Origin of the sequence: Sphingomonas sp. BAUL-RG-20F-R05-02 (assembly GCF_022662305.1) — a bacterium.
Classification (GTDB): domain Bacteria; phylum Pseudomonadota; class Alphaproteobacteria; order Sphingomonadales; family Sphingomonadaceae; genus Sphingomonas.
In genome coordinates this window covers 266,144-289,066 of record NZ_JAKNQH010000005.1, presented here as the reverse complement: position 1 = coordinate 289,066, position 22,923 = coordinate 266,144, and the positions used below count along the sequence as shown (strand labels likewise).

Annotated in this window: 22 protein-coding genes, 2 tRNA genes and 1 pseudogene; 12 read left to right on the top strand and 13 right to left on the bottom strand. The window is 63.3% G+C overall.

All coding sequences use genetic code 11. From position 1 onward, the window contains the following. Positions 1-180: 180 nt before the first annotated feature. A complete protein-coding gene (locus L8F97_RS13480; RefSeq protein ID WP_242150896.1) occupies positions 181-621 on the top strand; it encodes a hypothetical protein in 441 nt (146 codons plus the stop codon). Positions 622-652: 31 nt separating this feature from the next. Here the strand turns inward: L8F97_RS13480 and L8F97_RS13475 are convergent, their stop codons facing one another. Then, entirely contained in the window at positions 653-1,645 is a 993-nt protein-coding gene (locus L8F97_RS13475; RefSeq protein ID WP_242150893.1) for a cysteine synthase A, read from the bottom strand. An 83-nt stretch (positions 1,646-1,728) separates the two neighbouring features. Between L8F97_RS13475 and L8F97_RS13470 the strand changes: the two genes are divergently transcribed. The 4 genes from L8F97_RS13470 (at position 1,729) to aat (ending at position 4,407) form a co-directional block, all read left to right on the top strand. Continuing rightward, positions 1,729-2,259: a DNA-deoxyinosine glycosylase gene (locus L8F97_RS13470; protein WP_242150890.1), complete on the top strand. Its 531-nt coding sequence runs from the start codon at positions 1,729-1,731 to the stop codon at positions 2,257-2,259. Between the two features lie 203 nt (positions 2,260-2,462). Further along, entirely contained in the window at positions 2,463-2,840 is a 378-nt protein-coding gene (locus L8F97_RS13465; protein ID WP_242150887.1) for a hypothetical protein, read from the top strand. Between the two features lie 75 nt (positions 2,841-2,915). Continuing rightward, entirely contained in the window at positions 2,916-3,638 is a 723-nt protein-coding gene (locus L8F97_RS13460) for a ParA family protein (RefSeq protein WP_242150884.1), read from the top strand. 100 nt (positions 3,639-3,738) lie between these two features. Further along, on the top strand, positions 3,739-4,407 hold the full coding sequence (gene aat, locus L8F97_RS13455) for a leucyl/phenylalanyl-tRNA--protein transferase (protein ID WP_242151220.1): 669 nt from the start codon (positions 3,739-3,741) through the stop codon (positions 4,405-4,407). 35 nt (positions 4,408-4,442) lie between these two features. On the opposite strand, the pseudogene L8F97_RS13450 reads toward aat, so the two are convergent. The 4 genes and pseudogenes from L8F97_RS13450 to L8F97_RS13435 all read right to left on the bottom strand — a co-directional run. Continuing rightward, positions 4,443-4,676, bottom strand: a pseudogene (locus tag L8F97_RS13450) (DUF2155 domain-containing protein); the annotation flags it as partial. A 194-nt stretch (positions 4,677-4,870) separates the two neighbouring features. Next, the gene (locus tag L8F97_RS13445) at positions 4,871-5,263 is read right to left on the bottom strand and encodes an NADH:ubiquinone oxidoreductase subunit NDUFA12 (RefSeq protein ID WP_242150879.1); all 393 of its coding nucleotides are present in this window, start codon (positions 5,261-5,263) and stop codon (positions 4,871-4,873) included. An 81-nt stretch (positions 5,264-5,344) separates the two neighbouring features. Continuing rightward, positions 5,345-5,884 carry a cold-shock protein gene (locus L8F97_RS13440; RefSeq protein ID WP_242151217.1) on the bottom strand — a complete coding sequence of 180 codons (540 nt, stop codon included), beginning with the start codon at positions 5,882-5,884 and terminating at the stop codon, positions 5,345-5,347. Positions 5,885-5,984: 100 nt separating this feature from the next. Further along, positions 5,985-6,521, bottom strand: a complete 537-nt coding sequence (locus L8F97_RS13435) for a RecX family transcriptional regulator (protein ID WP_242150876.1) — start codon at positions 6,519-6,521, stop codon at positions 5,985-5,987. Positions 6,522-6,636: 115 nt separating this feature from the next. On the opposite strand from L8F97_RS13435, the gene L8F97_RS13430 reads away from it, so the two are divergent. The 4 genes from L8F97_RS13430 (at position 6,637) to nusG (ending at position 9,414) form a co-directional block, all read left to right on the top strand. Then, on the top strand, positions 6,637-8,403 hold the full coding sequence (locus L8F97_RS13430; RefSeq protein WP_242150873.1) for a fatty acyl-AMP ligase: 1,767 nt from the start codon (positions 6,637-6,639) through the stop codon (positions 8,401-8,403). Between the two features lie 37 nt (positions 8,404-8,440). Then, positions 8,441-8,517: transfer RNA gene (locus L8F97_RS13425), tRNA-Trp, on the top strand. Positions 8,518-8,665: 148 nt separating this feature from the next. Then, the gene (gene secE / locus L8F97_RS13420; RefSeq protein ID WP_242150872.1) at positions 8,666-8,863 is read left to right on the top strand and encodes a preprotein translocase subunit SecE; all 198 of its coding nucleotides are present in this window, start codon (positions 8,666-8,668) and stop codon (positions 8,861-8,863) included. A 14-nt stretch (positions 8,864-8,877) separates the two neighbouring features. After that, entirely contained in the window at positions 8,878-9,414 is a 537-nt protein-coding gene (gene nusG, locus L8F97_RS13415) for a transcription termination/antitermination protein NusG (RefSeq protein WP_242150868.1), read from the top strand. Between the two features lie 450 nt (positions 9,415-9,864). Here nusG and L8F97_RS13410 read toward each other — a convergent pair whose 3' ends face one another. Both L8F97_RS13410 and L8F97_RS13405 read right to left on the bottom strand, forming a co-directional pair. Continuing rightward, positions 9,865-12,387: a TonB-dependent receptor gene (locus tag L8F97_RS13410; protein WP_242150865.1), complete on the bottom strand. Its 2,523-nt coding sequence runs from the start codon at positions 12,385-12,387 to the stop codon at positions 9,865-9,867. Between the two features lie 118 nt (positions 12,388-12,505). Next, entirely contained in the window at positions 12,506-14,107 is a 1,602-nt protein-coding gene (locus L8F97_RS13405) for a tetratricopeptide repeat-containing sulfotransferase family protein (protein WP_242150863.1), read from the bottom strand. A gap of 215 nt (positions 14,108-14,322) precedes the next feature. Here L8F97_RS13405 and L8F97_RS13400 point away from each other — a divergent pair, with 215 nt between their 5' ends. Next, positions 14,323-14,700, top strand: coding sequence for a hypothetical protein (locus L8F97_RS13400; protein WP_242150860.1), 378 nt, complete (start codon positions 14,323-14,325; stop codon positions 14,698-14,700). Positions 14,701-14,743: 43 nt separating this feature from the next. Here the strand turns inward: L8F97_RS13400 and L8F97_RS13395 are convergent, their stop codons facing one another. From L8F97_RS13395 to L8F97_RS13385, 3 genes are read right to left on the bottom strand one after another with little or no spacing between them, the layout of a single operon-like run. Then, positions 14,744-16,138 carry a M20/M25/M40 family metallo-hydrolase gene (locus L8F97_RS13395; RefSeq protein WP_242150857.1) on the bottom strand — a complete coding sequence of 465 codons (1,395 nt, stop codon included), beginning with the start codon at positions 16,136-16,138 and terminating at the stop codon, positions 14,744-14,746. A gap of 52 nt (positions 16,139-16,190) precedes the next feature. Then, positions 16,191-16,577 carry a winged helix-turn-helix domain-containing protein gene (locus tag L8F97_RS13390; RefSeq protein WP_242151212.1) on the bottom strand — a complete coding sequence of 129 codons (387 nt, stop codon included), beginning with the start codon at positions 16,575-16,577 and terminating at the stop codon, positions 16,191-16,193. Positions 16,578-16,582: 5 nt separating this feature from the next. Beyond that, complete coding sequence (locus L8F97_RS13385) at positions 16,583-16,789, bottom strand: molybdopterin-binding protein (protein WP_242150854.1); 207 nt, start codon at positions 16,787-16,789, stop codon at positions 16,583-16,585. 75 nt (positions 16,790-16,864) lie between these two features. On the opposite strand from L8F97_RS13385, the gene L8F97_RS13380 reads away from it, so the two are divergent. Further along, the gene (locus L8F97_RS13380; RefSeq protein WP_242150852.1) at positions 16,865-18,916 is read left to right on the top strand and encodes an NAD(+) synthase; all 2,052 of its coding nucleotides are present in this window, start codon (positions 16,865-16,867) and stop codon (positions 18,914-18,916) included. Positions 18,917-19,031: 115 nt separating this feature from the next. Here the strand turns inward: L8F97_RS13380 and L8F97_RS13375 are convergent, their stop codons facing one another. Both L8F97_RS13375 and L8F97_RS13370 read right to left on the bottom strand, forming a co-directional pair. Continuing rightward, entirely contained in the window at positions 19,032-19,364 is a 333-nt protein-coding gene (locus tag L8F97_RS13375; RefSeq protein ID WP_242150849.1) for a DUF6481 family protein, read from the bottom strand. A gap of 35 nt (positions 19,365-19,399) precedes the next feature. Further along, positions 19,400-19,489: transfer RNA gene (locus L8F97_RS13370), tRNA-Ser, on the bottom strand. A gap of 146 nt (positions 19,490-19,635) precedes the next feature. On the opposite strand from L8F97_RS13370, the gene hspQ reads away from it, so the two are divergent. After that, positions 19,636-20,016, top strand: a complete 381-nt coding sequence (gene hspQ / locus L8F97_RS13365) for a heat shock protein HspQ (protein WP_242150846.1) — start codon at positions 19,636-19,638, stop codon at positions 20,014-20,016. A gap of 99 nt (positions 20,017-20,115) precedes the next feature. Here hspQ and L8F97_RS13360 read toward each other — a convergent pair whose 3' ends face one another. Next, positions 20,116-22,788, bottom strand: coding sequence for a TonB-dependent receptor plug domain-containing protein (locus L8F97_RS13360; protein WP_242150843.1), 2,673 nt, complete (start codon positions 22,786-22,788; stop codon positions 20,116-20,118). Between the last annotated feature and the right edge of the window lie 135 nt (positions 22,789-22,923).

The following is a 22,923-nucleotide window of genomic DNA, read 5'->3' as shown; positions in this document are numbered from 1 at the left end:
GTCAGCCGCTTCGGTGAGGATCGCGCAGGCGAATTAATGCTGCCCCTGTCGAGGAACGGGTTAACATATGGCTAAGCCGGGATTCAAGGGGAATTCCGGGGATTTCGCGGGAGAACGCCTATGCAGCGGACTTCGCCACGAATTTTTTGCGCAACACGTCACCTCGTTCTACGAACGTTCTTGTATGACAAGCATCGCCGCCCGGGCGTCAAACAGACGCGGCGCCGTTGCGGTGTGATTTCCCGTATTTTCCCTGGCGATAAAACACGCCACAACGCGCCTCGCGCAGCAGCTTCGCTACTTCGCAGCCGCCTCGGACGCATTGTCGCTGGCGGGCGATTCGGATGTCGATGCGCTCGGCGCGACACCCAACTCGGCGAGGGGTTCGTTGGTAGCCTGATCGCTGGGCGCGGTGGTGTTATCCAATATGCGGTGCTCCACCTGCGTACGCGCACCACTGGCGACAACCAGCGGCCGGTCTTTCGTCGCTGTGGCGAAAACGGCGGCGGCAAGGCCTATCAACAGAAGGACGGCCGCAAGCCCGATCATCCCGACCTTCGCGCGGTGGCCTGCATGGCCTGGTTCCGGTGCGATCATTTTCATAGTGTGGTAGAAATGTAACGTAAGATTATCCGATTGTCGATGCCTAGCCTCAACTCGTCGCAAGCCACGGAAAAACCGGCAAGCCCTTCTGCTCCAGCCACGCTTTATTGTAGAGCGTTGACAGATACCTGAAGCCAGTATCGCACAAGATCGTCGCCACGCGGCTGCCCGGCCCCAATTGACGCGCGAGCCGAACCGCACCGGCCACGTTGATCCCCGAGGACAAGCCAAGGCACAGCCCTTCTTCGGAGAGCAGGCGACGCACCCATTCAAGGCCTTCGTCATCAGAAATGCGGAACTGCGTGTCGATCGGCGCGCCCTCCAGATTGCCGGTGATCCGCCCCTGCCCGATCCCCTCGGCGACAGAAGACCCTTCCGACCGCAATTCGCCGTTGGCATAGTATTCGTACAGCGATGCACCATGCGGATCGCTTAGCGCGATGGATATCCGCTCGTCCTTCGCCTTCAGCCCCATACCGACGCCGGCGATCGTACCACCGGTACCGGCGGCGCAGGTGAACCCGTCGATGCGACCCTCCATCTGAGCCCAGATCTCCTCGGCTGTGCCGGTGATGTGCGCGCGGCGGTTGGCGACGTTGTCGAACTGGTTGGCCCAGACGGCGTTCGGGGTCTCTTCGGCGATGCGGCGCGAGGTGTGTACGAAATGTCCTGGATTGGAATACGGCGCCGCCGGGACCAGCACAAGTTCAGCACCCAGCGCACGCAAGGTGTCCATTTTCTCGCGGCTCTGCGTCTCGGGCATGACGATGATCGTCTTGTAACCCTTCGCACTGGCGACCAGAGCGATGCCTATGCCGGTGTTGCCCGCCGTACCCTCAACAAACGTTCCGCCCGGCGCGATCACGCCACGCGCCTCCGCATCCTCGACGATTGCGAGCGCAGCACGGTCCTTGACGGAGGCACCAGGGTTGGCAAACTCGCACTTGCCGTAGATTTCCGCTCCCGCCGCAGCGCTTGGCCCCTTCAACAAGACGAGCGGCGTGTTGCCAATCAGGGCGAGCGTGTTGGACGTTGTGTGCATGGTTCTCAGATAGCGATGCGCTGGCCGGCTGCAATGCATGCAAATCTTGCCGCAACGATATAGGGCTTTGCCAGAGGAGGACGATGCCGCACGAACCCAGCGCCGAGATGCCGCAACCCGACCTGACGTTCAAACACGCCCTCGCGCCTGTTGTCGCCTGCGACGCGCGGGTGCTGGTACTTGGGAGCTTGCCAGGCGAACGCTCGCTCGCCGCCGCGCGCTATTATGCGCATCCTCAGAACCAGTTCTGGCGCTTGATGTCGTCGGTGCTGGACGAGGATCTGGTAGCTCTTGGCTATGATGCCCGTATTGCCCGGTTGCGCGCCAGGCGCGTAGCGCTGTGGGATGTCGTGGCGCGCGCGAGGCGGAAAGGCAGCACCGATGCGGCGCTCCGCGACATCAGCGTCAATGATGTCGCAGCGCTCATCGCCACGTTGCCCGACCTTCGCGCGATCGGCTTCAACGGTGGCGCGTCCTTCACGCACGGGATGCGGCAGATCCGTACCCAGGCCGAACGGTATGTGGTGCACTGCCTGCCCTCCAGCAGCCCGATGCACACGATCGGCTTCGAGGCAAAGAGATCTGCATGGCAGGCACTGGCGTCGTATCTTTGATAAGCCGGCGGAAAATGTTTTCGTACTGAGTCGCGGCGGAGGCTGCAGAGACGCCACGGCTGGGACAATTGTTACTGCACATTGCTGTTCGTACAAAAATTCCCGATCACTAAGGCCGCCTCATACCGCGCCACGGCAAAAACATTTTGTTGCGCACACAAGGTGGTTGACGCGATCTTTGGCATGGGCGAAGCAGTTGCACCATGAAAAAGCTGCTCCTCCCCGCCGCCGCCCTTGCTCTGGTCTCGCTCGCCGCGTGCGACAACAAACCGACCGTCGTCAGCACGACCGCGCCCGATCCAAACGCGGCTGAACTCGCCAAGCGTGGTCCGGTCGAACTGCCACCGATGATGACCAAGGAAGTCACCTTCCGCTGCAAGGACCAGAGCGTCCACATCGTCGACTTCTTCCAGGGCGACAAGCAAGTGCTCATCAAGCCTGCCAAGGAAGGCAGCGTGACGACCCTGACCGCCGACAAGGCGGGGGATCCATACAAGGGTTCCGGTTACGAAATGACCGGCGGTCCCGATGGAATTACCCTGACTGAGCCAAACAAGCCCGCTCAGGCTTGCAAGGCCTGAAGCGCGCAGGCGGCAATGTCCGCCTAGCCAATCTGCGCGCCGCGATATAGCGTTCCCGCTGCGGGAGGTTGGTTCGTGTCGACAATTGCGGTCTACAGCCTCAAAGGCGGCGTGGGGAAGACCACGCTTGCCGTAAACCTCGCTTGGTGCGCCGCGACGCTATCGTCCCGGCGCACTTTGCTATGGGATTTGGACGCACAGGGGGCCAGCACCTTCATGCTCGCGCCGCCGGCGGCTGCCAGCGTGCGCGAAACGGCGCATTCGGTTTTCCTTAAAGATGCCGAGGCAATCGACCTCGTGCGTCGAACGGCAGTGCCGCGGCTCGACATCATCGGCGCCGACACCTCGCTGCGCCGCCTTGACGTGCTCTTCCACGAACTTGACCGCAAGAAGCGTCTGCAGAAGCTGCTAGCCGGATTGCGCAAACGGTATGACCGCATCCTGCTGGATTGTCCGCCCGGCTTGACTGAAACGAGCGATCAAGTGATGCGCGCCGCTGATCTTATCATCGTACCAGTTATCCCCTCGCCACTGTCCGAGCGGGCGTTTGCGGATGTGATGAAACACCTTGCTGCTAAATCAAACGTACTGCCGGTCCATTCGATGGTCGATCGCCGTCGGAAGCTGCATGCAGCAGCACTGGCCGCGCATCCCGACTGGCCGGTGATCCCGATGACGAGTGTGATCGAGACCATGGCCACCCGACGCGAAGCGGTTGGTGCATTTGCCGCAAGATCTGCAAGCAGCAAGGCGTTCGCGCAACTCTGGCAGGCGATTGAGCGCCGTCTCGCCGCATGAGGTCCATACCGTGAGAACACCGCGCAGTGAGAGTGCCGCCAGCAAGACGCAGCTAGATCCGCAGCTCGTGCTTGGCGCCTATTCGGTCGGCGTGTTTCCAATGGCCGACGCTCGGGATGCCGACAGCGTCTATTGGGTAGAGCCGCGCCGGCGCGCAATCTTGCCGCTAGACGGATTTCACCTTTCACGGTCGCTGAAGAAGACGATCACGGCAGATCGCTTCCGCGTCACCGCAGACACCGCCTTTCCTCAAATGATCGAACTGTGCGCGCAAAGCGTGCCAAATCGGCCCGATACGTGGATCAACGGTCAAATCGAACGGGTGTTCTGCGAATTGCACGCGATGGGCTTCGCCCACTCCGTCGAGATCTGGGACGATACGAAACTGGTGGGCGGCCTCTACGGGCTTGCGCTCGGCCGCGCGTTCTTTGGTGAGAGCATGGTCAGTCGCGCGCGCGATGCGTCCAAGGTCGCGATCGCCTGGTTGGTGGCGCGGCTTCGGGTCGGTGGCTTTTCGCTCCTCGACTGCCAGTTCATGACCGACCACCTCGCCTCGCTCGGCGCGGTCGAGGTATCGCGCGCAGCTTACCTTGCGTTGTTATCGTCTGCGCTTGAAGGGTCCGTCGGCGTAGCTGGCGCATTATCCCCTTCAGGGCCTGCCGACTTTTTTGCGCTGGAGCGCACCGTGGCGGCCTCGTTACCGATGGAGACAGTATCCGGGCCGCCCGCCGGGAAGGTCATCGCACAGCTTTTGGGCCAAACGTCATAGATCGCGTTCGGCACTACGTTCAGAGATGGCCGCTCTTTATAGAGCCAACCTGAAAACACGCGATGCCACTTCTGATCGTATTGCCGCACGTCAAGCTGCACGAAGGCGCCGGTGTAATGATCAGGCTCCCATGGAGCAGTCTGCTCACATGCACGCAAGCGGATCACAGCATCACCAATCCGCGCCGACTGGCCCGGTTTCAGCGTCACTTCGCGCGTTGCTCCGTTGCGCTTGTTGAGCACGCCGAGAACCGCCACCCGCTGCGCCATCGGTGTCGCACCAAGCGACGGATCGGTTGCATGATCGACATCGACAGTCACGATATCAGACGAGCCGCTCTCCTCTTCCAGCGCCGTACGCGGAGCCGAGGTTTCGGCAGGCGTCGGCCCCGCCTGCTCGCTCTTGCCGCACCCGCCGCAGGCGAGCAGCGCGCAGAGCGCCGCCCCGCCCAGCAGCCGCGTCATCACGCGTCGGGCGTCCAAGCTTCATAGTCGCCGGTCGCGGGGGCGCGATGACCGCCCTTTTCCAGCGCCCCGGATGGTCGGTACGCCAGCGCGGTGCCGGTCATGTTCGGCAAGGGATCTTTCTGCCACGGGCGCGGCGCAGGCATGGCCCGGCTAGGTATGTCGTCGACCTGATGGTGCAGCCAGCTGAACCATTCTGGCGCGATCCGGCTCGCGTCGTTCGAACCCTCGTAGATTACCCAACGACGTGGATTGCCGGCGGTATCCTTACCACCTTCGTAATATACGTTGCCGAGCGCATCATCACCGACCCGCGCCTTGCCGCGCAGCCCGATAATGGTGCCGAGAGTGGCGCCGTTCCACCACGTAAACGGATTGAGGTTCAGTCCCATAACCGCCGCTTAGCCTGTGCTGCGGCCGTCATCAACCGCGATCATCGTGCGTCACGACCATTCCGCGCACCATGACGGTGGTTAGACGGCCATCGCAACGACGACGGCGAGCGGCCCCTTACCGCCATCGACGATCCTAGCCGTCAGCGGCTGTTCGGGCTCGACCTCGTCGAGCCCTGCGCGACGCAGCGTCTCCATATGGATGAACACGTCGCTACCATCGCTCGCACGCACCAGGAAACCATAGCCTTTCAGACGATTGAACCATTTGACCTGCACCGGCTCGAACGTACCAGCGGTCTCGATAAGCGCCGTCGGATCGACCCGATCACCGCGCTCACGAACGCGCGCAGGCGGTTCAACGGCGCTGCTGAGATCGATTGTCAGAATCTCACTCGCCTGCAAACCGCGATCGCGCGGCACGGCAAGGCAATCGATCCGCGCGCCCTCAGGCAGGCTACGCCGCCCGTGCAGACGCAGTACCGAGAAATGGATCAGGATATCACCGGCGGCGGGATCATCCGCGACGAGAAAGCCAAAGCCACGCGTCACGTCGAACCATTTCACGACGCCGCTGTACGGCTGGCCTTGTTGCTCGCCTGGTGTCAACGCTTCATCCATGTCGCTCCAGCCGCTGTCGCCCGCAGCGGTAATCATTTCATTACGCATGCCCAACGATCCCCCATGAGGAGATTAGCACGTGCGCTCACGATGAAAAAGGTCAGTCTAGCGCTTCAACCTCTTGGTCAGGCGTCGAATCAACGATTTTCCTCGCGAGGTCTATATCGTGACCGGCGCGGATCATCGCGGCAATCTGCTTTTGACGGGTTTCTCGGTCCGGAATGGCGTTTCCGAACGGGCCGATGCGGCGGCGTCGCGCGAAAGCCAGTGCCGCTGCCTTTTCGCCCGCCGCGACCGCCGGTGCGATCGCGGCGGCATCCTCCTCACCGACGCCGGCCGCGCGCAGTGCACCCGAAACGCGGCGACGGCCAAGCCCCCGGCGTAACATTGCGCCAGCGCGCGCCTCACCGAATGCACGGTCGTCAATATAGCCAAGCTCCGCCATGCGTTGGGCGAGTGCATGCGGATCGGCCGCGTCGCCTTGCCAACCCCGTTCGCGGATCTTCCGTGTGAGGTAGTCGGCAAGGCGCGCGCGTGTGGTCGCGAAACGTTCCACATACCGTAACGCAAGCCGTTCTAGGGCAGCGCTGTCGAGCGGCGGCGCCTGACGGCGGCCCTTGGAGTCGGTGCTGAACATTGCGCCATCATTGTGCCACAGTCGAAACCGATTTTGAACGCTTGGCGAAAGCAGGGGTGCACGCTTAGATCGCGGCGGAGATGGCTAACTTCCGCAAGCAAGGGCGCAGACGATAATGACGACGAACATTGCGGGCTCGGGAAAGGCGCTGGAACGTCCGGCCTTCGACGCCACCCCCACCGATGACGCGCTCCCGCGGCGCCTGGCTGATTTCGAGACGCTGGGCGAGGCGCTCGACTATGCGGCGGCCGGAACCCGCGGACTGAACTTCCATGATGCGCGCGGCAATCTGCTCCAGCCGTACCCCTTTGCAGATCTGCGCCGCGACGCTCTGGCGACCGCGCGTCGTCTGATCGCCTCTGGTATAGCGCCGCAAGACCGTATCGCGCTTGTCGCCGAAACCGGGCCTGAGTTTGCCGCGTTGTTTTTCGGCGTGGTTTACGCGGGCGCATGGCCGGTGCCGCTGCCCTTGCCGACGTCTTTCGGCGGCCGCGAATCATACATCGAACAATTGCGGGTTCAGCTTTCGAGTTGTGACCCGAAGCTTCTCATCTACCCGCCCGAACTTGCCCAGATGGCAGGTGAAGCTGCTCGCTTGGTCGGCATCGACGGCGTCGACTGGACCACTTTTGCGCAGCATCCCGCCCCTGACGTCACGCTTCCGACCGCCGCGACCGACGACATCGCCTACTTGCAATATTCCAGCGGCTCAACTCGCTTCCCGCATGGTGTCGTCATCACGCACCGGGCTTTGCTTAACAATCTCGCCGCGCATAGCCACGGAATGCGACTGGAGGCCCAGGATCGCTGCATATCGTGGCTGCCCTGGTACCACGACATGGGGCTGGTCGGCTGTTTCCTGTCGCCAATCGCCAATCAGGTTTCGTGCGATTACCTCAAGACCGAGGATTTCGCGCGCCGGCCGCTCGCCTGGCTCGACATGATTTCCCGCAACCCAGGCACATCGATCAGCTATTCGCCGACGTTCGGCTACGATATCTGCGCGCGCCGCATCTCCAGTCAGACTCGCGCCGGCGACCGGTTCGACCTGTCGCGCTGGCGGCTGGCCGGTAACGGCGCGGACATGATCCGCCCCGACGTGATGCAGGGGTTTGTCGACGCGTTCACGGATGCGGGTTTCAAGGCAAGTGCGTTCCTGCCGAGCTACGGCCTTGCCGAAGCGACGCTGGCAGTGTCGATCATGCCACCGACTGAGGGCATCCGCGTAGAACTGGTTGAGGAAACGCAGCTTTCCGGCGTTCCCGCCGGTCAGGACCGGCCGCAACGCTACCGCGCGATCGTCAACTGCGGCAAGCCGGTCCGCGACATGAAGGTGGAGATCCGCGAGGAGGACGGGACGCCCCTGCCCGAGCGCGCGATCGGCAAGGTTTGGTGTTCCGGCCCATCGGTGATGGTGGGGTATTTTCGCGATGCCGAGGCGACCGAGTCGTGCCTGATCGACGGCTGGCTCGACACCGGCGACATGGGCTATCTGTCGGACGGCTACATCTACATCGTCGGTCGCGCCAAGGACATGATCATCGTCAACGGGCGCAACCACTGGCCGCAGGATATTGAGTGGGCGGTCGAGCAATTGCCCGGCTTCAAGGCGGGCGACATCGCGGCCTTCGCGATCACCACGCCGGGTGGCGAGGAGACGCCCGCCGTGCTCGTGCAGTGCCGCAGCTCGGACGATGCCGAGCGCGTGCGCCTGCGCGACGAAATCCGCGAGCGAGTGCGATCGGTGACGGGCATGAACTGCGTGATCGAGTTGATCCCGCCACGCACGCTGCCGCGCACCTCCTCGGGCAAGCTCAGCCGGGCGAAGGCGCGTAATCTTTACCTCAACGGCGAGATCAAACCTTACGATCTTGCCGCTTGAAGTTGCCGGAAGGCGGCGTTAAAGACCGCTTCCGCACAGGGGTGTAGCTCAGTTGGTTAGAGCGTCGGTCTCCAAAACCGAAGGCCGTCGGTTCGAGTCCGACCTCCCCTGCCACTTCTTATCGCCGCGCTTGATTTTGCGGATCGCCGGCAGTAACGCTTTCCCATTCCGAAATCGGGAACATACGTCTTCGGCCCCTTGGCGGGGCCGGACGGCGGGCCCATGTCCCCGGCTCCGGCGCTAACCAAGGCGAGTGCAGACAGTGGCCAAAACGACCCCGATCGAATTCTACAAGCAGGTACGCGCCGAAACCGCCAAGGTGGTGTGGCCGACCCGGCGCGAGACGATCATGACCGGCGTTATGGTGATGATCATGACGACTCTGCTGGCGGTGTTCTTCTTCGGCATCGACACGATCTTCGAACTGATCGTCAAATATCTGCTCACCCTCGCGAACTGATTACGGGACGACACATGGCACGCTGGTACATCATCCACGCCTACTCGGGTTTCGAGGGCAAGGTTCGCGATTCGATCATGGCCGAAGCGACCCGCATGGGTCTCGAACAGCTTGTCGAACAAATCGAGGTGCCGACCGAAACCGTCACCGAGGCGCGGCGCGGCAAAAAGATCGCGGTCGAGCGCAAATTCATGCCGGGCTACGTGCTAGCCAAGCTCAACATGAACGACGACGTGTACCATCTCGTCAAGAACACTCCGAAGGTGACCGGCTTCCTCGGTTCGATGGGCAAGCCGCAGGCGATCAGCGAGAGCGAGGCTGCGCGCATGCTCAACTCCAAGGAGGAAGCCGCTGCCGCCCCGAAGGCGAAGGTCAAGGTCGATTTCGAGATCGGCGACTCGGTCAAGGTGCTGGACGGTCCGTTCGCGAGCTTCAACGGCTTGGTCGAGGAACTCGATTTCGATCGCAGCCGCGTCAAGGTGTCGGTGTCGATCTTCGGTCGCGCAACCCCGGTCGAGCTTGAGTTCGAGCAGGTCGAACGTAGCAAATAGGCTTGCAGCGATAAATGCGGCAGCCAGTCGCGCGGATAAGCGCTGTTTATAGCTAACGATGACGTTCAGGTCGTACAGCACGGCGGCTTTCGAGCCGCCGCTATCGTTCGGTTAGCGATTCGCGCTTGGCGACGACTAGCTAGATGATGCGGATTTGCTTCACCCCCCGGCCAAGCTTTGGGTGTCCATGCGGGTTAGGTAGCGCCCGGCGTGAACACTCGGACGATCAGCACACGCTCCCTGCAATCATACGCGACAAGATCAACACTTCGCCGACAAAGTGAAGACTTACACGAAGATCACAGTATCGGCGTGATTACTACAAGCCAGTATTTCGGCACCCATACCGGCGTGTCGGCAGCGAGACAACGCCGTCACTCCGTGCGGAAGCGATCGTGCGCCGGGGCCTTCCCCAAAGCTCCGGCGCACCCGCTCCCCCGATCAGGAGCCTTAGAACTTCACCCCGCCACGCAGGCCGATCGTGCGCGGCGTGCTGGTCACGATGTACGACCGCTGTGTGCAGACACCGCACACCTGGAAGCGCGAAAGCTGCGCGCGTTCGTCCCACAGGTTCTGCGCAAACAGTTCGAGGCTGAACGTCGCCCATTCAGCGCCCAGCGCGAGATCGCCGGTGGTATATTGCTTCAGCCGCCCCTGCGTCGCCGCATAGGCCACGCGGATGTCCGACGAGGCTGAACTCTGGTGCGCGACCAGCACCTGCGCGTAAGCCTTGGCCGCGCCGACCGGCACGGTGTAGCGCGCGGTGCCGTTGATCTTGAAGCGCGGTGTGATCGGCAGGCGCGTGCCGCTCGGTGCAAGCAGATCGTCGCCCGAACAGGTCGAGATCGCGGTCGTGCACAGGTTGCTGGTGGTCTTGGCGTCGTTATACGCGCCCGCCGCAGTCAGCGCGAGCGCACCGAGCGCGAGGCTCGCGTCCGCCTCGATGCCGCGAATGCGCGCATTCGGGCCGTTGTTGATGATGGTGAAGCTGTTCGGCCCGAGGAAGCTGAACTGGAACTTGCGCCAGTTTTGCTGATACAGCGCACTGCTGACGCGCAGCTTGCCACCGAACAGCGTCGCCTTCGCGCCGACCTCGTAATTGGTCAGATAGTCCGGGTTGTACGGCGCGATGTCGCCGCGCCGGTTGATGCCGCCCGGGCGGAAGCCGCGCGACCAGGTGCCGTACAGCAGGAACTGCTTGCTCGGCTTCCATGTCAGGTTGAGCTTGTGGGTGAAGCCCTCGCCGCGTGCGGTGATCGGCTGGATGCCGGCGCCCTGCACGTAATTGGCGAGATTGGTGCACGGCCCGCCCGGCACGGATGCGGGCAGCAGCACGCGGGTGGTGCTGCTTGGCTGGTCGCCATAGCCAGTCAGCCGCAGCCCATCGGTGGCGAAGCAGCGCGCCACGCCCGTGCCCGAGGACAGCGCTCCGTTATAAGGCTGCGCGGTATAGCCGTCGCCAGGATTGCGCCCGAAACCGTAGAAGCCGATTAGCGAGTTGTCGTAGATGAACGCGCGTCCACCGGCGGTGAGTGTCACGGTCGGTACGATGTCGAACGACGCTTCGCCGAACATCGCATAATCCTTGTCGACGCGGTGCTGCTGCGTCAGCCACAAGGTGCCGGGATGGCCGTTGACCGACAGGTCCGGCGCGAGATTGTCGACCTGATAATCCTGGTGAATCGCGTTGCTCTGCCGCTGGTAGAACATCCCGGCGGTGACGCGCAGCCGCTCGTCCTGCGGGGACTGCACCCGGAACTCCTGGCTCAGCTTCTTGAAATGATCGCTCGCGACGATGTGCTGGCGCGGGTCGATCTGCTGGCCGGCAGCGTTGGCATAATCGCCATAGTAGAAGATGCCGCCCGACGATGCGTAAATCTGGTCGTACGCCTCGGCATAATCGGTGTAGTCGCTCGATTGCTGGTCCTGCCGGTCGAGATATGCGCCGGCATAGGTGACGTCCCAGTTGCCGACCTTGCCCTCGATCGTCAGCGCGGCCTGGATGAATCGATCGTGGCGATATTCCTGGAAGAAGCGCTGGATCTGCAAGTCGCCGACCTGCGGGTCCATCGCATAGGCGCCGTGATACTTGGCCTCCTGGTACAGTACGGTCGGTGTCACGGTCCAGCTATCGTCGAGGTCGATCTTCAGTGCGGCGCGACCGCCCCACAGGTCAGACTCGTTGTAGTCCTTCTTGACGAAGGCCTTGTTGTCGATGGTGAGACCGTCACGCACGCAGCCATCCGCGGTCAGCGTGGTGCCGCAGAACGAGCGGGTACCGGCGACGTTGTCGATATAACCGGCGTCGCGCTCGTAAAAACCGGACACTCGGAAAGCCATGCTGGCGTTGATCGGGGCGTTGATGAGGCCTTCGACCTTGCCGCCCTGCCCGCCATGCGCGACCGTGTTCACCTCGCCGTCCATCCGGCCGTAAAAGTGGCTGAGGTCGGGTTTGTTGGTGATGATGCGGACGGTGCCGGCCTCCGACGAGGCGCCGTAGAGCGTACCCTGCGGCCCGGCGAGACTCTCGATCCGCGCGACGTCGTAGATGTGGATGTCGAGCGTGCCGCCGATCGTGGTGATCGGCTGTTCGTCGAGGTAGAAGCCGACCGAGGGCAGCGAGCCCGAATGGTTGCCGTCGCCACCCGACGCCACGCCGCGCATATAGACGGTGGTCGATCCCGGCTGCGTCGTCTGGAACGAGACGGAGGGCAGCAACTGGGTATATTGGTTAAAATTGCTGATGTTGAGCTGGTCGAGCTTCTTGGTGCCGATCGCCTGGATGCTGATCGGAACGCTTTGCAGGCTTTCCTCGCGCTTCTGCGCGGTGACGACGATGTCGCCATTGTCGGGCTGCTGATCGGCCTCTGGCGCGGCGGTGGGGGCGGACTGCGTCTGCGCCTGCACCGTGGCCGGCAGGAACGCAGCGGACGCCAGCAATATTGACGCAACTGCGCCTGCCCCAAATTTCATTCCCGCTTCCCCCTAGGAACCAACTGTTCCTGTAAGGGTGTGCGGCGGTGCAACAATCGTCAACAAGGTCCGTTGCGGGCGTGTCATTTCGCTGACGCTACGTTGCGGATTTGCAACGCTATGATGCTGATGCGTGCGGGTACATCGTCAGAACGTCACCGAACGTGGCGCAAAGCGGATCAAGATAGGGCGCGAACGGCAGCCACGCCGCCTTGCCCTCGCTGAAGATCGGGCGGCGGACCTGTTCCGAACTGGCAGTGCGCACGGCACGCTCGGTTTGGTGGAAGGCGAGACAGGCCGCCTCGTACTCCAACCCGCACGCATCCAATAACGCGCGAACCTGTGCTTCGGTGTCGTCGACCATCGCCTCGTAGAACACCCGGTGCGGTGGGCGGGGCATGGCAGTGTCGAGGTGATCCATCAGCCGTACGTAATCGCGATAGTAGCGGCCCATTTCCTCGAGATCGTAGCTGAACGCCTGACCGCGCGCGAAATGTTGTTTGAAGTTGGAGAAGCAGCAACCGAGCGGATGACGGCGCGCGTCGATGATCTTCGCGTTGGGCAGAATCAGCCGGATCAGCCCGGCACGTGCCCAGTTGTTGGGAAGCTTGTCGATGAAGAACGGCTTGTCGGTGCGGCGCTGGATCGCCGCGCGGCGAAGGTAGTCAGCGCCGATGGCGGCGAGTTCGTCGGCGGAAAGGGTGGCGACGCCGGCCGGATAGTCCGCGATGGTACGGGCGAGCGCCGGGATGTCGGGCAGTTCGGAGGTCCCTTCGACCAGCGAATGGCTCGACAGGATCTGTTCGACCAGCGTCGATCCCGCGCGTGGCATGCCGAGGATGAAGATCGGATCGGACGCGGGGCATCCCTGCCCTTCGCGGGCCGCAAACAGGTCGGCGGTGAAGGTGGCGATGCTGTCATCGACGAAGCGCGTCGTCTGATCCGCGTCATACTGGACGGTGGTGCGACGAAGCGCGTTGCCGGCGGCGTAATGGCGGAACGCCGCCTCGGCCTCACGGCGATCTTCGTACGCCTTGCCGAGCGCGAAATCGAGGTGGAAGCGGTCTTCGGTCGAGATGTCGGCTTGCTGCAACGCCGCCTCCATCACGGCAATATCGGCATCGTCGAAGCGGATCGTCTTGAGGTTGGCGAGGCTCCACCACACTTCGCCCAAGCCCGGCGCGAGATCAAGCGCGCGGCGATAGGCGGCGATGCCGTCCGCCTGCCGCCCGACGGTCTTGAGCATATGGCCGTAGCTCATCCAGATGCGCGGCTGGCACGGCATCTGTGCGAGCACCTGTTCGTACAACACGATCGCCTCGTCAAAACCGCCGATCCGCCCGAGCGCCGCCGCCTTGAGATTGGCGTGACCGGGGTGATCCGGCTCATCCTGCGTGACGATGTTCAGTTCGGCGATCGCCTCCGCAGGGCGATTGAGCCGATGCAGGACGACCGCGAGGTTGGCGCGCGCGGCGGTAAAGTCGGGCGACAACTCCAGCGCGCGGCGCAGCAACGCCTCGGCGTCCTTATAGCGGCCGATCCGCCCGGCAAGCTCCGCCATCATCCGGATAGCGGCGACATCGAACGGATCGTCCTTCAGGTGGGCGCGCAGGCGCGGCTCGGCATCGGGCAGACGATTGTCGTGCAGCGCGAGCGCCGCTTCGAGCAGGCGGGGTGGCCAGCGCGGGCTGGTCTGGTCGGGAGAGATCGAACGGTCCATTGCGTCCGGTTCTAGCGCCTATCGCTCGCACGGCCAGATGGATCATGAAATGCCGGTAAGCCCAATACGACCCGTCGCTCAGGCAACGACCCGCCAGATCACCAATGCTACGATATGGTGGTCGGCACGATCACACGCAAATATTTTCCGACAAACTTTGCGCAGACGCGAAATTAAAATACAATCTCGGATTATCAAAAATCTTAAGCAACGCTTTGTTTTTCGACGACGAATTTGCGACGTTTGCGATCTCGGCCAAATTCGCGTTGCAACGCATCAACATCGTCGCCTTCATGCTGCACCTGCTTCGATTGAAGTCCCTCGGGCGGAACATCAAATGCTTTTATCAACGTATCTTAAAATGGGTCGCGCAGATGAAGTCCTCGCCAAACGCCTTCCGTTCAGACAATGCTGTTGGCACCACCGCACGCGCCTTGCCGCGTGCGTTCTGGAGCACGACCCCGTTCAAACGCAGCCGCCAAAGTAGCGATCTAGGTCATGAGGTCGAAGTGATGCGCGCTCTGACGCTGGCGGTGCCGATTTCGCTCGCGCTTTGGGCGCTGTTGATCGCGGCAGCCGTATACCTGTTCTAACGAAAGTGGCGCGCCGCCCCGCCGAGCAGACGCGCCGACCGGGTTAATTAGAGAGATCGCTGAACAACGACATATAATAGGTGATCGACGGCGCGACGTTGGCGATCGGCGCGCGTTCGTTGAGGCCGTGGCTGAAATCCTCCGAGGCCTTGGTGAACATCGGGCTGGCGCCATAGCTGTCGACTCCGTTGGCACGGAACCACATGCTGTCGCTTGCGCCGGACGCCTGACTCGGGAAGACCGGCACGCCGGGATAGACGCTGCCCAACGCCTTCTTGACCGCGCCGACGAAATCCGCTCGCACCGGTGAGGCCGCCGTCGCAACCGAGCCTTCAGTCACGTCCTTGAAGGTCACAGCCGGGTCGTTCGCCACCCGCGCCAGTTCGGCCATGATGTCCGCCGGCTTGTGACCGGGGAAGATGCGGCAATTGATGTTGGCGGTCGCCCGCTGCGGCAGCGCGTTTTCGGCGTGGCCACCCGAGATCAGCGTTGCGACGCAAGTGGTGCCGATCCGGCCGACCGTCGCCGGGTCAGCCGCCAGTGTCTCGATCGCGGCCTGATCTTCCGGATTCGCGGCGAACGCACGCATTGCCGCGCCGATCTCAGGAGTCTCATACTTCGCTGATTCCGTCAGCGAAGCGCGCGTCAGGTCGTTGACTTCGGGCTTAAAGCGGTACGCGCCGATCCGCAGGAGCGCGGCCGACAGTTCGTAAATCGCGTTCACCTTGCGTGGGGCGGACGAATGACCGCCGGGATTGGTGACCGTCATCTGGAAGTCGGAATAGCTCTTCTCCGCACCCTGCCAGGTGAAGTAGCGCGGCTTCCCCGTCACCTCGTCGAGCACGCCGCCGCCACCATCGATGTTGAGCACGATGTCGGCATTGCGGAGTTTGTCGGCGATAATCTTGCCGGTTTTCATCGTGGTTTCCTCGTCGCCGGAAAACTCGATGATGATGTCGCGGCGTGGCTTGTAGCCTTCGCGCTTCAGCTCGATCAGGGCGGCGACCGCGATCGCGCCGTCGAACTTCATGTCGGTCGCCCCACGACCGAACAGATAGCCGTTCTCCACCACCGGCGTGAATGGGTCACGCTGCCAGTCCGCGGGTTTGGCCTCCACCACGTCCATATGGCCAGAGATCACCAGCGGCTTAGCCTTGGGATCGCTGCCCGGCCAGCGGGCGATCATATAGGCGGTGTCGTCGACCGGCGTGATCGTTACGTCCGAAGGGCTGAAGCCGCCGGCGACGAGCTGGTCCTTGATGTACGCCAGCGTCTGCGGCGTCTGGTTGCCGGGGCCACGCACCGATCGGAAGGCGATCGCCTTCTTCGCCATTTCCAGCGCCTGCGCATCAGCGACCGGGTGCGATGCGACCTTCGCGCTCGCGGGTACGATCGCCGCCGCCATCATCGTTCCAAATGCTACGCTACGAAGTACCACCGCCGTTCCCCCTTGGCTTGAAGTGGCCAAGCTATGGGATTGCTGCACCGCGTCAATCGGAAAGCGGCATCTGCGCGGGCGGAAGCGGTTCGGTGCGCAACATCGCATCGAGGCCGCCGAGCGTTTCGCCCGCCGCCTCGGCAAGCTTTGCCTCCAGCGCACGGTAGGCGGCGAGCACCGTACGGCCGGTGTCGGTCAGCCGCGCGCCTCGCGCCTTGCCGCCGCCCGCCGTGGTATCAACCAGCCGGTCGCGCCAGCAGCGGTTCATGCTGTCGACCAGCAGCCACGTGCGCCGGTAGCTCATGCCGAGCGCGCGGCCCGCCGCCGAGATCGACCCGTCGCGCGCGATCGCCTCCAGCAGATCGGCCTTGCCGGGGCCGATCGCGGGTTCGTCACCGCAGTAGAGCTGCGCCTTCAGCTTGAGCGCACCGACGCGCAGGACGCTCACTTGCCGATCAGCACGTCGCTCGCCTTGACGATCACCGTCACGCTGTCGCCGACAGCGAGGCCGAGGTCGGCGATCGCTTCTTCCGTGATGCTCGACGTGATGATGTTGCCGCCGCCGATATCGACCTTGACCGTGCCGTTGACCGCACCCGGCGTAATCGCGGTGACGGTGCCGGTGATCTGATTGCGTGCGCTGATCTTCATGTGTTTGCTCCCCAATGTGCGACGCGTACGTTAGCATGTGTGGCAAGCGAAGGTGAAGAAGGTTACGGCTCAGCCATGGCGAAGACGCACCCGTTCCACTCGATACACACCCACCAGATGATTCGTGCTGGCGCCTGCACGCCGCGCGCGGGCGTCGGCGATCCCGCCGCCAACGCCGCGGCGACGATCGCGCTGGCGCACGCTGGCAATGCCGAGGGCGCGGACCTGCTGGTGTTCCCGGAGCTCAATGTCACCTCCTACGCGGTCGACGATCTGCATCTGCAGGACGCTTTGCAGCGCGCGACCGATGCGGCGCTCAGCGACGTCGTCGCAGCCAGCGTCGATCTGCGGCCGGTCTTGGTGGTCGGTGCCGCGCTGGTGCGCAATGCGCGGCTGTATAATTGCGCGGTGGTGATTTCGCGCGGGCGGGTGCTGGGCGTGGTGCCCAAGACGTTCCTGCCCAATTACCGCGAATATTACGAGAAACGCTGGTTCGCGAGCGGGGCCGGGCTGAGCGGGCTGGACATCACGGTGGCGGGGCAGACCGCGCCGTTCGGCACCGACCTGATCTTCGCCGCGTCGGACCTGCCGCACTTCGTGTTCCACGCGGAAATTTGCGAGGATTACTGGGCGCCGACCCCGCCCTCCACCGCTGGCGCGCTGGCAGGGGCGCTGGTGTGCTGCAACCTGTCGGCATCGAACATCGTGATCGGCAAGGCGCGCGAGCGGGCGTTGCTGTGCGCGGCGCAGAGCGCGCGGAGCGTGTGCGGCTATGTCTATTCCGCCGCCGGGCCAGGTGAGAGCACCACCGATCTCGCCTGGGACGGCCAAGGCATGATCCACGAACTGGGCGAACTGCTGGTCGAATCACCGCGCTTTGCGGAGGCGCCCGGTACGGTCTATGCCGATATCGATTGCGGGCGGCTGATCGCGGAGCGGCTACGGGTCGGCACATTCAACGATGCGGCGGGGCTGGCCGGGCACCCGGAGACGCGATTTCGGCGGATCGCGTTCGAGCATCGGCCCGATTTCGCCGACGTCGGGCTGCGCCGTCAGATCCGCCGGTTCCCGTTCGTGCCGAACACGCCCGAACGGCTCGACGAGGACTGCTACGAGGCTTTCAACATCCAGGTGCAGGGTATCGCCAAGCGGATGGCGGCGGCGCGTGCGCAGAAGCTGGTGATCGGCATTTCGGGCGGGCTCGATTCCACGCACGCGCTGATCGTCGCCGCCAAGGCGCTCGACCGGCTGGGCCGGCCACGCACCGACATCCTCGGCTATACCATGCCCGGTTTCGCGACCAGCGACGGGACCAAGGGCAACGCATGGGCGCTGATGAACGCGCTCGGCATCACCGGGGAGGAGATCGACATCCGCCCCGCCGCACGCCAGCTGCTGGCCGATATGCGCCACCCGTTCGCAGGCGGCGAGCCGGTGTACGACGTGACGTTCGAGAACGTGCAGGCGGGGTTACGGACCGATTATCTGTTCCGGCTTGCCAACCATAACAATGGCTTGGTGGTGGGAACGGGCGATCTGTCTGAACTGGCGCTGGGCTGGTGCACCTACGGTGTCGGCGATCAGATGAGCCATTATGCGGTGAATGCAGGCGTACCCAAGACGCTGATCCAGTTCCTGATCCGCTGGTGCATATCGAGCGGGCAATTCGAGGACGAGACCAACCACGTCCTCGCCGCGATCCTGGGCACCGAGATCTCGCCGGAACTGGTGCCGGCGGATGCGAACGGACTGATCCAGAGCACCGAATCGAAAGTCGGGCCATATGCCCTCAACGACTTCTTCCTGCATTATGTGGTGCGGCACGGCATGGCGCCGTCGAAGATCGCGTTCTTCGCACTACATGCCTGGGCCGACGCAGCGGCGGGGCGCTGGCCGCGTGATCTGCCCGATGAGGCTCGCGTTGCCTATGATCTACCAGCGATCCGCGAATGGCTGGAGAAATTCCTGCACCGCTTCTTCGTGACGAGCCAGTTCAAACGCTCGGCGATCCCGAACGGGCCGAAGGTATCGGCGGGCGGCGCACTGTCCCCGCGCGGCGACTGGCGCGCGCCATCGGACGGGACGGCGGCGGCATGGCTGAAGGAATTGGCGGACAACCTGCCCTGACGTGCCGGTAGGCGCTGCCTTCCAAGGCACAACGCAAGATGACCGGCCCGCAATGCCGCGGCCGGTCGCCGAACATACTTATCGCGAAGGAAACGCGGCGCCGCGCGCCCCGCCCTTACTTCTTGCGGGCTTTCCGCGCGGCGTACTTGGCGTCGCGGGCGGCTTTCTTTTCAGCGTCGGTCATTTGCGCCTTCTGCGCGGCTTCCTCGGCGGCGCGCTTGGCCTCTTCGGCCTTGGCGATCTTGTCGAGTTTGGCCTGTTCAATCGCGGCCTTCTTGTCGGCGCGCTTCTGCGCCTCGGCGGCTTCCTTGGCCTCGCGCGCGGCAAGGCGCTCGGCAACGACCGCCGGGTCGAGCGGCGGCTTCGCCTTCAGCTTCTCGAGTGCACGCTGCTTGGCATCCGCCGACAGCGATGCGCGATCCTTGAACGAAGGTTCCTTATAAGCCATGCGGCGGTCTTACGATCCCAGTCATAGAGAGGAAGTGGCGGAGAGGGTGGGATTCGAACCCACGGTGAGCTTGCACCCACGCCGCATTTCGAGTGCGGTACATTCGACCACTCTGCCACCTCTCCGCGAGGTCATATGATGCCAATCTGCGAACGTGCCGCAGATCCGCACCGGTCGGTGAGCGGGCGCCTCTAACGCAAAGGCGGTAGGCGCACAAGTCCGATCATCGCAATCTTCTTGTGCGGCCGCGAACATGCCCTAGATTGGGCTCATGCAGCGATCGACCCTTTCCGTTCCGCCGTTCGACACGGCCACCCCCCTGCCCCCGGTCGCGCACGCCCGCTTTGCGATCGGCGACGTGGTCCGTCACCGCAGCTTCGACTTCCGCGGCGTGATCTTCGATGTCGACCCGGTCTTCGCCAACAGCGAGGAATGGTACGAATCAATTCCCGAAAGTGCACGGCCTCGCAAGGATCAGCCGTTCTACCATCTGCTCGCCGAGAACATGGAATCGACGTATGTCGCCTATGTCAGCCAGCAGAACCTGGTGGCGGACGATACCGACGAGCCGGTCGATCATCCCGCCATCTCCGGATTGTTCACCGATTTCGCGGATGGCCGCTACACGCTCCGGCGCGAGCATCGCCACTGATCTGAACCGGGCATTCTGCTCGTCCCCGCCAAAGGGCGGCAGGCGGCGACGCGGCAACGGGCGGCGACCATCTCCGGTCGCCGCCCGCCACCCGTCACATCACCAACGCAGCGTCGCGCGGGCGTAATAATAGCCGCCGTTAATGCCGAACGGTGAGAACGTCGGGTACACGTTGGATGAATAGGTCCGTGAGCCCGAGGCAAGCTGTGCCCCGCGAATGTTCTCGAACGATGTCTTGGTCGGATAGTGGTTGGTCAGGTTGTTCGCGCCGATCGAAAGTTTCAGCGGCTTGAGAACCTGCAAACCGAGCTCGAGATCGGTGAGGAACGCTGGGGCAATGCGGACCTCGTAGTCGGCGCCCTTGAGCGGACTGTTGCCCGGCGTGGCGACCAGGTTCTTGGTCACCGAATAGAAACTCTCGCGCAGGTTCACGCTGAACTTGCCAAGCTCCCAATACGCCGCCGCCGTCGCGCGGAACTTCGGTGTGCTCTCCTCAAGCTGGCTAACACTGTAGCGGTCGATCAACTGCGTCTTCGTCGGCTGCGTGGTGCTGGTGTAGAGCGCGGACGGCAGCGCGTTGATGCCCAGCACCTTGTTGTCGTTGTAGTTCGCGGTGAACGACCAGTCGACATGGCCGAGGCTGTCGAAATCGGTCGAATAATTCGCTACGAAATCAATGCCGCGCGTCCGCATCTTCACCCCGTTCACGAACGACTGGATCGAGACCGAACCATCGATGTTGCGCGTGCCGAGGTTGTTGAGCAGCACGTAGCTCGGGATGCTGCCGCCAAGCGCGCCGGCGACCGCATCGAGCACGACCTGCTGGTTCTGGATTGCATAATTGTCCGCGTTGAACGGCTGGCAACCCGTGGCGCTGACACCCTGCGGGCAATAGCCGCCGCTGAAGCCCGAAAAGCTGCTCGAGATGACGATGCGGTTGCGGATCTCGATCCAATACCCGTCGAGCGTGAAGGTCACGCGCGGTGCGGGATTGACGACGAAGCCGAGGCTGAAGTTGGTCGACTTCTCCGGCTTCAGCCCGCCGAAGCCAAGCGAGGCCGCACCCGCCGAGTTTGGCGGTAGCACGCCGCTGACCGAGCTCGGGCCGACGTTGATGCCCGAATAGAAGCCCTCCGCCAGCGTCGGCGCACGAAAGCCGGTGGAGACCGTACCGCGAACCGCAAATTCCTTCGACAGATCGAAGCGCGTCGTCAGCTTGAACACGGTGGTGTCGCCGAAATCGCTGTAATGTTCGTGGCGGACGGCGCCGTCGATCAACCACGGCTCGATCGGCTTGACGCTGACGTCAAGATACTGCGCGAACACATTACGCGTGTTCGAACTGGCATCGTTTGGGCTGTAGCCGAAGAAGGACTGCGCGCCGCCACCATAATAGGAGGCGGGATCGCCGGCGAGGAGCTGGTATTTTTCATGCCGGTACTCGAGACCGCCGGCGACATTGAGATCACCCGCCAGCCCGACGTCGAACGGATGCGTCAGGTCGAGCGTGTTGTCGAGCTGGCTGTTGACGAAATCGCCGTCGTGGAAGGTGGTCGGCGTGGTACCGGTCGCCTTGTAGAGCTGTGCGTTGGCCGAGTTGAGCACGTATACGCCGACAAAATCGCGACCGTATGTCGATGCCACATCGAAGGTCGTCTCGCCGAGTGCGCCCTTGAAGCCGCCGGTGAACGAATAATCCGTCTCACGGATCGATTCCTGCGGCTGGAACCCGCCAGCATAGAACGGCACGCCGGCGACGCCGCCCGCCGCGATCGTGCCGGCGCCGCTCACCACGGTGTCGGGTGGCCGGGTGTTTTCATAGGCGCTGGCGATCTTGTGACCGTAGCTGCCGAAGCTGTAGAGTTCGAACTCCCCGAACTTGTAGCCCGCGTTGTACATGACCGAAGTCTGGTCGATCTTCGGATCGCCCTCGATCCGGTTGGTGTAAGGGTAATACGGCAGGTTCTTGATCGCCGGATAGTTCGCGAGATACTTGATAGCGCCAGGTGTGTCGCCATAGACCTGCGGGTTGACGTCGCCGCGGAAGCTGTAGTCCTTAAACTTCTTCTCGGCGGTGACGTTCAGGTACGCGCCGTCGAAGGGCGCGATGCCGATATTGCCGCTGATGGTATAGGATTTGCCCCCCTGATCGAAATACTGGCCGCCGGTTGCGCTCAGTACGCCGCCATGGTCGGCGGTCTTCTGGATGAAGTTGATGACGCCGGCGATCGCGTCGGTTCCGTATTGGGCGGCGGCGCCATCCTGCAGGACTTCGACGTGATCGATCGAGTCGGGCAGGATGAAGCTGATGTCAGGCGCGGCGCTGCCGCCATAGGGACCGCCGGCGACCGACACGTTGGCGGTACCGTGGCGGCGCTTGCCGTTGACAAGGATCAGCGTGTGGTTCGGACTGAGGCCGCGCAGCTTGAGCTGGAGGTTATGCGCCTGAAGATCACTGCCGAACGACTGCGCCTGGATCGACGGCAGGTTCTGCGCGAGGCTCTGGATCAGGTCGGGCGATCCGGTGCGCTTCAACGCGTCGTTGCCGAGGATCTGGATCGGCGCGGGGCTGTCCGCCGCGCGCATGCCGGTGGTTCGCGTGCCGGTGACGATGATGTCGGTGCCGTCGCTGTCGACGACTTGCGGATCGGCGGGCTCCGCAGCCGGCGCGGGATCCGCCGGTGTCGCGGCAGGCGCGGTCGCGGCGAGCGCCGGCGCGGCCCAGGCCATCGCACAGGCCAGCGCAGTCAAGGATATCGAATGTCGTGTCATCAATGTCTTTCCCCCCAGGTGAATGCATTCCGTCAGACGTCCACTCCGATATTTTGTTCTCGTTGCCGCCAGCTCGCGATGATCGGTACATCCCGACAATCGAAAACCTTCAGCGGAAGTCACACCCTTACCTGC

Excerpts from the sequence above, each read along its gene's own strand:
- L8F97_RS13385 (WP_242150854.1), bottom strand. The coding sequence starts at position 16,789 with ATGAAGATCAGCGCACGCAATCAGATCACCGGCACCGTCACCGCGATT.
- L8F97_RS13360 (WP_242150843.1), bottom strand. The coding sequence starts at position 22,788 with ATGACACGACATTCGATATCCTTGACTGCGCTGGCCTGTGCGATGGCC.
- L8F97_RS13465 (WP_242150887.1), top strand. The coding sequence starts at position 2,463 with ATGAAAAAGCTGCTCCTCCCCGCCGCCGCCCTTGCTCTGGTCTCGCTC.
- L8F97_RS13430 (WP_242150873.1), top strand. The coding sequence starts at position 6,637 with ATGACGACGAACATTGCGGGCTCGGGAAAGGCGCTGGAACGTCCGGCC.
- L8F97_RS13405 (WP_242150863.1), bottom strand. The coding sequence starts at position 14,107 with ATGGACCGTTCGATCTCTCCCGACCAGACCAGCCCGCGCTGGCCACCC.
- L8F97_RS13380 (WP_242150852.1), top strand. The coding sequence starts at position 16,865 with ATGGCGAAGACGCACCCGTTCCACTCGATACACACCCACCAGATGATT.
- L8F97_RS13440 (WP_242151217.1), bottom strand. The coding sequence starts at position 5,884 with ATGGATGAAGCGTTGACACCAGGCGAGCAACAAGGCCAGCCGTACAGC.
- L8F97_RS13445 (WP_242150879.1), bottom strand. The coding sequence starts at position 5,263 with ATGGGACTGAACCTCAATCCGTTTACGTGGTGGAACGGCGCCACTCTC.
- L8F97_RS13375 (WP_242150849.1), bottom strand. The coding sequence starts at position 19,364 with ATGGCTTATAAGGAACCTTCGTTCAAGGATCGCGCATCGCTGTCGGCG.
- nusG (WP_242150868.1), top strand. The coding sequence starts at position 8,878 with ATGGCACGCTGGTACATCATCCACGCCTACTCGGGTTTCGAGGGCAAG.
- L8F97_RS13470 (WP_242150890.1), top strand. The coding sequence starts at position 1,729 with ATGCCGCACGAACCCAGCGCCGAGATGCCGCAACCCGACCTGACGTTC.
- hspQ (WP_242150846.1), top strand. The coding sequence starts at position 19,636 with ATGCAGCGATCGACCCTTTCCGTTCCGCCGTTCGACACGGCCACCCCC.
- L8F97_RS13410 (WP_242150865.1), bottom strand. The coding sequence starts at position 12,387 with ATGAAATTTGGGGCAGGCGCAGTTGCGTCAATATTGCTGGCGTCCGCT.
- L8F97_RS13435 (WP_242150876.1), bottom strand. The coding sequence starts at position 6,521 with ATGTTCAGCACCGACTCCAAGGGCCGCCGTCAGGCGCCGCCGCTCGAC.
- L8F97_RS13475 (WP_242150893.1), bottom strand. The coding sequence starts at position 1,645 with ATGCACACAACGTCCAACACGCTCGCCCTGATTGGCAACACGCCGCTC.
- aat (WP_242151220.1), top strand. The coding sequence starts at position 3,739 with ATGGCCGACGCTCGGGATGCCGACAGCGTCTATTGGGTAGAGCCGCGC.